1 protein-coding gene is annotated in these 519 nt (G+C 68.8%); it reads left to right on the plus strand.

Going from position 1 to position 519, the window contains the following annotated elements; all coding sequences use genetic code 11:
• The coding region (locus tag AB4Y92_RS25485; RefSeq protein WP_441822151.1) for a hypothetical protein at positions 1 to 519 on the plus strand (519 nt) is incomplete at both ends.

Here is a 519-nt window from a genome sequence, read left to right on the forward strand (position 1 = left end):
GCCTTCACCCTGTCGGGGCTCGGCGGCGGAGCCGCAACCGCAACGGTCTCGGATGGCGGGCTGATCGATACCGGCAAATATGTCATCGCCTTGAAGGATTACGGCCCCAGCTCCTTGAACATCGGTGCTGGTGCCGGGGCTCCGGCAGCCGCTCCCGGATTCCTGAAGACCGGTGGCGTGCAAATCTCGACAGCCGGTGCGCTCGTCTTCAACCACACGGCGTCGGATTATCGCTTCGATGCGGCGCTCTCCAGCGCCGGCGCGGGCGTGGGGACGATCCGGCTGCTCTCGGGCACGACGATCCTGACGGGCGACAGTTCGGGTTTTTCGGGCGCTGTGACGGTGGCGAGCAGCACGCTCAGGATGGCGGGCTCGGCGCGTCTCGGCGGCGCCATCGCGATCAATGCCGGCGGCCGCGTCGAAGGCGAGGGCAGCCTGGGTGCGATCACGATCGGCAATGGGGGCACCCTGGCGCCCTCCGGCCCGACCTCGCTGACCGTCAACGGCAACCTCACGGCG

Source organism: Lysobacter sp. TAB13 (genome assembly GCF_052113885.1).
Classification (GTDB): domain Bacteria; phylum Pseudomonadota; class Gammaproteobacteria; order Xanthomonadales; family Xanthomonadaceae; genus Lysobacter; species Lysobacter gummosus.